The sequence below is a fragment of the Candidatus Binataceae bacterium genome, from assembly GCA_035500095.1.
In the GTDB taxonomy this organism is placed as follows: domain Bacteria; phylum Desulfobacterota; class Binatia; order Binatales; family Binataceae; genus JAKAVN01.
In genome coordinates this window covers 1-6,758 of the sequence record DATJXN010000084.1, presented here as the reverse complement: position 1 = coordinate 6,758, position 6,758 = coordinate 1, and the positions used below count along the sequence as shown (strand labels likewise).

The following is a 6,758-nucleotide window of genomic DNA, read 5'->3' as shown; positions in this document are numbered from 1 at the left end:
CGGCGTGCCGCGGAGCGGAGCGCCGGCGTCATCCGCAGGCCCCCCAGGCTGATGAACGCGATGCGCGCGGGCGAAATCGCGTCGAACAGGTCGTCCAGCAGCGTGAGGTAATCGCGCTCAGCATCTTGATAGGCGATCACCGGGTCGAGATGAAAGCCGACCTTGTAGCCCGCCTCGAGCACGCTGCGCGCGGCGGCAAGGCGCGCCGCCGGTGCCGCCGTGCCCTTCTCGGAGCTTGCGAAGACGCGCGGCGGCGACAGCGTCCACGATACCAGCGTCCGGCCGCGTGGATCGACGGCGAGCAGGTTGTCGATTTCGTCGGTCTTGGTCTTGAGTTCGAGCAGAACGCCGGCGCGCGCGGCGCAGAACTCGACCAGGTCGCGACTGATGTCCGTCATCCGGTCGAACGCGAGCGAATCGGCCAGCTCGCCCGTGCCGACGCGGAGCGCGCGCCCCGGCGCACGGCGCATCGCGCGCTCGAGCTCGTCGAAGGCGTCGGCGTAGTTGGCATAAACCTGGAAGCCCGGGTTGTCCGCCAGGTACTCCTGCAGGAAGCAGTAGGAGCAATCCATCGGACAGTTCGACGCCAGCACCACCACCAGGTATCCGCAACACGCGAACTCGGAGGAGCCCGCCGGACAGGCCATCAGGAAGGGCGCCCGCCGCTCCATCACGACCATTCGCCGCTTGCCGGCGCCGAACGGGTCGGAGGCGCCGGGAGCCGGGCGTATGGCGTCGCGGGCGTCGGCGATGAAACTAACCGACATCGCGGCAGGGGCGCGGCTGAGCACGCGCACGGCCAGCGCGCTTTGGCGGCATCGCTCTTCGATAACGATTTCGTCCAGTTCAAAACTCATCGATTCGGAATAAAGTCCTGTAGGAAAAGTCTTGCGAAGAAAATCCCGCTCAGGTCTCGCCGCCGAGCAGGTTCAGTATTCGTTCCATCCCGTCCGTCCTTTCCGCGAGCGCCCGCAGCGATTCCCGGAATTCCGCAGCGCTACGCACCCGAATCTCGATCCGCAGTTCGTCGGAGCCGAGATCCCTTGGCAGCGTCACCTCGATCGCGCGCGGGAGCCTGAGCGCAGCCACTTCCGCCTTGATCTGTTCGAGCGCGCGGCCCAGCCGCGGAAAGCGCATCGCCCGCAGCTCCTCGACGAAGGCGCGCCCCCGCGCCGGCGCAGGTCCAGCCCCTTCAAGTATCCGTTTGAGCGGCGCGCGAGCAAGCACGGCGGTGGCCTGCGTCCGCTCGACCAGCGCGATCTCTTCGAGCATTTCGCGCGCGCGTTGCAACTGGCCTACTCGTAACCGCAGACGGACGGCGGCGTCGAGCAGCGCGGCCGCGCTCTGCGCATCCAGCGCGAGCCATCGCTCGAGCTGCGCACGGTCCACATGATGCGCTTCGGCCCACGCCCAGATGGCTTTTGCGCTGTCGTCGTCGCTCATCCATTCTCCAAGCTATCCGGCTCCACCATATGCGCTCGCGCAGGATTTTCGGCTGAACAGTTCCGGCAGCGCATTGCCGACTCCTCAGCGAACCAGCTATACGTGCCCGTCTTGTATCATCCGGCGGCCGCTACCGGCCAGCGGGTTGGTCGATACGATCGCTCTATGGTGTAAGCCCGGAGGGAACATGAGCCGACATTGGAGTTTACTGGCAGGGATTTTACTGGGAGCGCCGCTCGTTTTGCTCTTTCAGGTCGGGGCGATTCAAGCGGGAGAGTCAAACGCCGCCGCTGTGGCGCAAGCGACGCAAGCGGCTCAGAAATGGCTGAAACTGTTGGACGACGGCGAATACAAACAGAGCTGGGAATCGGCCAGCAGTCTCTTCAAAGCCGCCATCACGGATGAACAATGGGAGCAGCGGGTGGCCGCGGTGCGCGAGCCGCTCGGCAAGGTCAATACGCGGAAACTCACGGCTGCCCACTATACGACGACTCTCCCGGGTGCCCCCCGACGGCAAGTACGTCGTCATCAGGTACGCCGCCTCTTTTGAAAACAAGAAGTCGGCTGTGGAAACGGTGACCCCGATGCTTGACGCGGACGGGGAGTGGCGCGTCTCCGGCCATTACATCAGATAGGGATTGATGGCGGGCCCGGATGATCCTGGCGCACTGCGGGATCGGTTGAGATTGCGGAGGTCTCGCGGAGTTTGAGCATCTCGTGCATCGTCGCACGCGACGTCTCGAGCGCGGCGTCGGGCGCGTGAGTCCATCGCGCGAGCGCCGAGCGCGCCGCGTCAGCGAAGAAAGCGGCGGCGTCATGATGGCCACGGCTGGCGAGCCCCTTGCCATAGACGAGACATTTTTCGGCCATCACCTCCGCCGCCGCCGCTCGCCGGCCGGCGCTGAGCGAGCCGTCGGCGAGCAGCTTCGCGAGCGCGCGGATACGGAAACGATCGAGCGCCGCGACGCTTGCCGAGAGCTGCCCGGGATGGCCGGCGCGGCGAATCACAAGCGGCTCGTCGAGCAGGCCGGCTTCGTGGCGCGCAACAATCCGCAGCCACAGGTCGTAGTCTTCGCACGCGGCCATGTCCTCGTCGAAACCGCCGACTTCATCGAATAGCTCGCGCCTCAGGATGGCCGCCGACGGGCTGATGAGACAGGTGCGGAGCGAATCGATAAAGATGTCGCCGGCGCGCTTGCGATGGCGCCGGCCGGGATTGACGCGCCTGCCGTCGCGCATCCAGATCTCCCCCGTTTGCGCGATCGCACAATCGGGGTGGTCGCGCATGAACCGGCTCTGGCGCGCGAGCTTTGCGGGCATCCACAAATCGTCCGAATCGAGAAAAGCGATCAGGCCCCCGCGCGCGATCGCGATACCGCGATTGCGGGCGGTGGCCGGCCCGCGCCGTTCGGTCCTGACGGCGCGGATATCGTCGCCGCGACAGATCAGCTCTTCCGAGGTGCCGTCGGTTGAGCCGTCATCGACGACTATGACCTCGTAGCTGACTTCGAAGCTCGAATGGCGCTGTGCGGCGACCGAGGCCAGCGCCTCGCGCAGCATCGCGCGCCGGTTGTAAGTCGGGATGATTACGCTTATCTCGGGCGTCATCGCGAAAGCGGATCGGCCGCTGCGTCGTCCTCGTCGGGCGCCGGCGCGCGCCTGGCCGCGCGTGCGCAGCCGGCGATGCGTCGGCGGAGGTCGTCGATACCTTCGCCGTCAAGCGCGGAGCAGAGGACCGGCTCGACGCCGAGCGGCTTGAATCGCGTTGCTGCGGCCGCGCGCTCCGAGCGGCGGAGCTTGTCGCATTTGGTCGCCACCGCGATAAGCGGAATCGAGCGCTCGGCGGCGAACGCCGCGAGGTCGAGTTCTTCGCTCTCCGGCCCGCGCCGCGCGTCGATCAGCAGCACCAGTGCGGCCAGGAGCTCGCGGCGGGCGAGATAGGCGTTCATCATCGACGCGATTCGCGCCGCCTCCGTTCGCGCCATCTTGGCGAAGCCGTAGCCCGGCAGATCGACGATCGCGAGAGCATCGCCCACCGAGAAAAAATTGAGCGCGCGCGTGCGGCCCGGCGTGCGCGAGGTGCGCGCCAGGTTCTTCGATGCCGCGAGCGCGTTGAGCATCGAACTCTTGCCGACGTTGGAGCGTCCGGCGATCGCTACCTCGGCGCGCTCCCAGCGTGGGTACCCCTCAGGCCCGAAAGCCGAGGTCACGAATTTGGCTTCAAGCCGCATCTTGCGAGCTTAGCGTCCGTCGCGCGGCGTCGCACGCCCATCCGGTAGCGTTGCTACCTGGCGAAGGTGCCGACAAGCTCGCCGGTCGCCTTGATATGACCCTTCGCGGCGCTTTCCACCTCGTTCGCCGTAGCGCCCGGTTTCAGGTCCAGCGCGGTGTCTAGCGCGTTCAGCTCGAAGTGATAATGATGCGGCGCGCTGCCCGGCGGTGGACACGGACCCATATAGCCCAGCCGGCCAAGGCTATTGGCGCCCTGGAGCGCGCCGTTGGCAAGTGTCCCGGCTAGGGGCACCCCGGCGTCCAAACCGCTCAGGCCGGCGGGAAGGTTATAGACGATCCAATGGATGAATGTGCCCCTGGGGGCGTCGGGATCCTTTACGATAAGGACGAGGGTTTTTGCATCGGCAGGGACATCCTTCCACGCAAGGGGAGGTGACTGAACCTTTGGGCTTTTGCAGCTATAGGCAACCGGGATCGAAGCGCCGGCGGCGAACGCCGTACTTGTGATAGCGAGCGTGTTTTGCGCTCCTGCCGAGCGAGAAAGAGTCAACAGCACCATCGCCATGGGTACGCTGATCGCCTTGACATAAGCCTTCATATAGTGGCCTCCTGATATAGCGGGACGCGATGCAAGGCGTTCTTTACGAACGAACCATCAGCTTGCGGATAGTAATCCGTTAGGAAGTGCAGTGTACAGCGGCAATTGCGGACAAAGATGACGTTAACCCTTGAGTAACCTCTTGACCAGCGCAAGCAGTTTTGCGAACGTTGCTTGCAATCAAGGCGAGTTTAAGGTAGCATCCGATTCAGCAGGATATTAGAAGCGCAGTGGTTCTTGACCGTAAGGGGGCGGTGTCGAGAACAAGCTGACCTGGAGAAAAAATGGCTACAGAAGCAAAGTACAATCTGCCCCGCGTGATGACCGTGAAGGAGCTGTCGGCTTATCTTCGCGTGCATCCGTCAACCATCTACAAGCTGCTGCGGCGCGGCGAGCTTCCGGGCTTCCGCATCGGCACCGACTGGCGTTTCAACGCCGAGGTAATCGACCGTTGGTGCCTCGAGCGAAATATGAAGCCCAGCGAGATTGCTGATAGCCTTCGCGGCAATTAGCTGAACGTTCACGCGGCCAGCAGGCGCGACAGCGTCGGCTGGCCGCGAGGAACATCTAACTTAGCTAAAGAGTGTTCAGGCGAATAGGCTCTCGGCCGTTTGCCTTTCTGCGCTGGGTTTTGACGAGGCGTACGCCTGAGAAATAGCCTCAGTCAGCGCCGTTTCTATGTCAGCGCTGGGTTCTTTCTCGGCAGCCCGGGCACATCTACCAGACGCACCTCTGAAGGCCTGACTTCAAGCGCCCGCCCGAAAAGTGTGTCGTCGCGAAGCAGTCGCATCACTCCGTCCGCGATCTGCTCGGGCTTGAGAATCCGCTTGGGCAGGCTCACCTCCTGCCCACGACCTTGCTGAATCTCGACCGCCTTTCTTACCAGCGGCGTATCGACGACGCCCGGGCAGATGCAGTTGACCCGGACTTTTAACCGCTGCGCCCAAGGGGCAAGCGAATAAGTCAGGTTGACGACACCTGCCTTGGCGGCCGCATAGACAGGATCATCGACGTACGGATACAACCCGGCCATCGAGGCGGTGTTGACGATCGCGCCGCCGCCGCCGCGCTGCATCATCGGCCCAGCGAGGAAGCACCCCAGGATAACCGCTTGCAGGTCGATATCGAGGACTCGGCGCCAGCGGTCGAGGTCGCATTGCGGAAAGGGAGGGGTCCCGACGGCGATTCCCGCATTGTTGTGCAGGATGTCGAAACGGCCGAAGGTCGCGAGCGCAGTATCCATCATGTGCCGCGTCTGTTCGGCGTCTGTCACGTCGACGCGTACCGCGGCCGCGCGTCCGCCGGCGTTTTCGATTAGCCGCACCGTCTCGCGCATTCCCGCTTCGTCGAGGTCAGCGGCGAGCACCGTGGCGCCCTCGGATGCCAGGCGCACGGCCGTAGCGCGTCCGATACCCGATCCGCCCCCGGTCACGACGGCAGTCTTACCCTTGATTTCCATGCCTGTGTATCTCTCCGGATTTCGTTCCTGCGATTGCGCTCAGTGCGGAGTCCAGACGGGAGCACCGTCGAAGAGCCTGTCGACGACACCGATCCGATAGGCGAGGAACAGGCCGAAGACGAAGCTCAAAAGTCCCGAGCCGACGACCAACCGGCCGTGGAGCGAGGACATCCGCGTCGATGCGAAAATAAGCGGCGTCGCGATGGCGGTCGTGATCAATCCCATCCCAATCACCGTGCCCGCACAGAAAACCGTCAAGTAAAGCGTAGCCCAGAGAGGCTCCGGAATGGCGCTCAGAACCAGCAGCGCGATCGCCGCGCTGCCCGCGAGCCCATGGACCAGTCCGACGCCAAAGGACTTGAGCACGCGGCGGCGCGAGGCGAACGGCGGCAACGCAGGGCCCTCGATTCCATGATCGTGAGGGCTGGCCGCGGCGGAGGGCTGGTGCGCCTGGCGATGAACGTGGGGGTGGCGATGGCGCGCGCCGTCGTGAGCGTGAGAGTGCGAGTGCACAACCAGGCGTTGCTCAGCGGGCACCCGTGTTCCGAACAGACGCGACGCCGCTTTACGCATCAGAGCGCCAACCGCGCCGATACCCAGCAGGATCAGCACGATCGCGACCGCGAATTCCATCGCCAGCCCCAGGCGGACCGGGACGGCTAGCTTGAAAACGATGATCGCGGCGCCAACCGCGAGCACGGTGACGGAGTGTCCGAGGCCCCACACCAAGCCGATACGGGCGGCCGCCGCAAGACGCCGCTCGCGGCTCAAGATAGTGGTCACCGCGATTACGTGGTCCGGATCGGTCGCGTGCCGCATCCCGAGCACCAATCCAAGCAAAGCAATTCCAAGCGGTGCGGAACTTCCAAAATCCATCGGTCAACCTTTGCGTCTGCGCGCGCGATTCGGAGGCGAACTGGAGCGGATTAGAGATCGATCAAGGATGCCCCGCAGTCAAATGCGCGACCGTCTCGCGTCCAGAGCGATTGCGGGGCAGGGGATGTGCGAAACTCTAACCGACGCGGC

At 64.5% G+C, this 6,758-nt stretch carries 9 protein-coding genes; 2 read left to right on the top strand and 7 right to left on the bottom strand.

Going from position 1 to position 6,758, the window contains the following annotated elements; genetic code table 11:
• Both VMI09_08530 and VMI09_08525 read right to left on the bottom strand, forming a co-directional pair.
• The coding region (locus tag VMI09_08530; GenBank protein ID HTQ24728.1) for a hypothetical protein at positions 1-857 on the bottom strand (857 nt) is incomplete at its 3' end.
• A 49-nt stretch (positions 858-906) separates the two neighbouring features.
• On the bottom strand, positions 907-1,443 hold the full coding sequence (locus tag VMI09_08525) for a hypothetical protein (protein HTQ24727.1): 537 nt from the start codon (positions 1,441-1,443) through the stop codon (positions 907-909).
• Positions 1,444-1,630: 187 nt separating this feature from the next.
• Between VMI09_08525 and VMI09_08520 the strand changes: the two genes are divergently transcribed.
• Positions 1,631-1,993 (top strand): DUF4019 domain-containing protein, encoded by a 363-nt coding sequence (locus VMI09_08520; GenBank protein HTQ24726.1) that lies wholly within the window; start codon positions 1,631-1,633, stop codon positions 1,991-1,993.
• A 77-nt stretch (positions 1,994-2,070) separates the two neighbouring features.
• On the opposite strand, the gene VMI09_08515 is transcribed toward VMI09_08520, so the two are convergent.
• Genes VMI09_08515 through VMI09_08505 form a run of 3 tightly spaced genes read right to left on the bottom strand, consistent with a single transcriptional unit; the run spans position 2,071 to position 4,273 of the window.
• Positions 2,071-3,051 (bottom strand): glycosyltransferase, encoded by a 981-nt coding sequence (locus VMI09_08515; GenBank protein HTQ24725.1) that lies wholly within the window; start codon positions 3,049-3,051, stop codon positions 2,071-2,073.
• A complete protein-coding gene (gene yihA, locus VMI09_08510) occupies positions 3,048-3,674 on the bottom strand; it encodes a ribosome biogenesis GTP-binding protein YihA/YsxC (GenBank protein ID HTQ24724.1) in 627 nt (208 codons plus the stop codon). Before yihA ends, VMI09_08515 begins: the two co-directional genes overlap by 4 nt.
• A gap of 53 nt (positions 3,675-3,727) precedes the next feature.
• Positions 3,728-4,273: a YbhB/YbcL family Raf kinase inhibitor-like protein gene (locus VMI09_08505; protein HTQ24723.1), complete on the bottom strand. Its 546-nt coding sequence runs from the start codon at positions 4,271-4,273 to the stop codon at positions 3,728-3,730.
• 284 nt (positions 4,274-4,557) lie between these two features.
• On the opposite strand from VMI09_08505, the gene VMI09_08500 reads away from it, so the two are divergent.
• The gene (locus VMI09_08500; GenBank protein ID HTQ24722.1) at positions 4,558-4,785 is read left to right on the top strand and encodes a helix-turn-helix domain-containing protein; all 228 of its coding nucleotides are present in this window, start codon (positions 4,558-4,560) and stop codon (positions 4,783-4,785) included.
• Between the two features lie 164 nt (positions 4,786-4,949).
• Here the strand turns inward: VMI09_08500 and VMI09_08495 are convergent, their stop codons facing one another.
• Positions 4,950-5,732 (bottom strand): SDR family oxidoreductase, encoded by a 783-nt coding sequence (locus tag VMI09_08495; protein HTQ24721.1) that lies wholly within the window; start codon positions 5,730-5,732, stop codon positions 4,950-4,952.
• A 39-nt stretch (positions 5,733-5,771) separates the two neighbouring features.
• Entirely contained in the window at positions 5,772-6,608 is an 837-nt protein-coding gene (locus VMI09_08490; protein HTQ24720.1) for a hypothetical protein, read from the bottom strand.
• Positions 6,609-6,758: the final 150 nt, after the last annotated feature.

Coding starts and splice junctions, on each gene's coding strand:
- VMI09_08525 (HTQ24727.1), bottom strand. CDS start 1,443: ATGAGCGACGACGACAGCGCAAAAGCCATCTGGGCGTGGGCCGAAGCG.
- VMI09_08520 (HTQ24726.1), top strand. CDS start 1,631: ATGAGCCGACATTGGAGTTTACTGGCAGGGATTTTACTGGGAGCGCCG.
- VMI09_08515 (HTQ24725.1), bottom strand. CDS start 3,051: ATGACGCCCGAGATAAGCGTAATCATCCCGACTTACAACCGGCGCGCG.
- yihA (HTQ24724.1), bottom strand. CDS start 3,674: ATGCGGCTTGAAGCCAAATTCGTGACCTCGGCTTTCGGGCCTGAGGGG.
- VMI09_08505 (HTQ24723.1), bottom strand. CDS start 4,273: ATGAAGGCTTATGTCAAGGCGATCAGCGTACCCATGGCGATGGTGCTG.
- VMI09_08500 (HTQ24722.1), top strand. CDS start 4,558: ATGGCTACAGAAGCAAAGTACAATCTGCCCCGCGTGATGACCGTGAAG.
- VMI09_08495 (HTQ24721.1), bottom strand. CDS start 5,732: ATGGAAATCAAGGGTAAGACTGCCGTCGTGACCGGGGGCGGATCGGGT.
- VMI09_08490 (HTQ24720.1), bottom strand. CDS start 6,608: ATGGATTTTGGAAGTTCCGCACCGCTTGGAATTGCTTTGCTTGGATTG.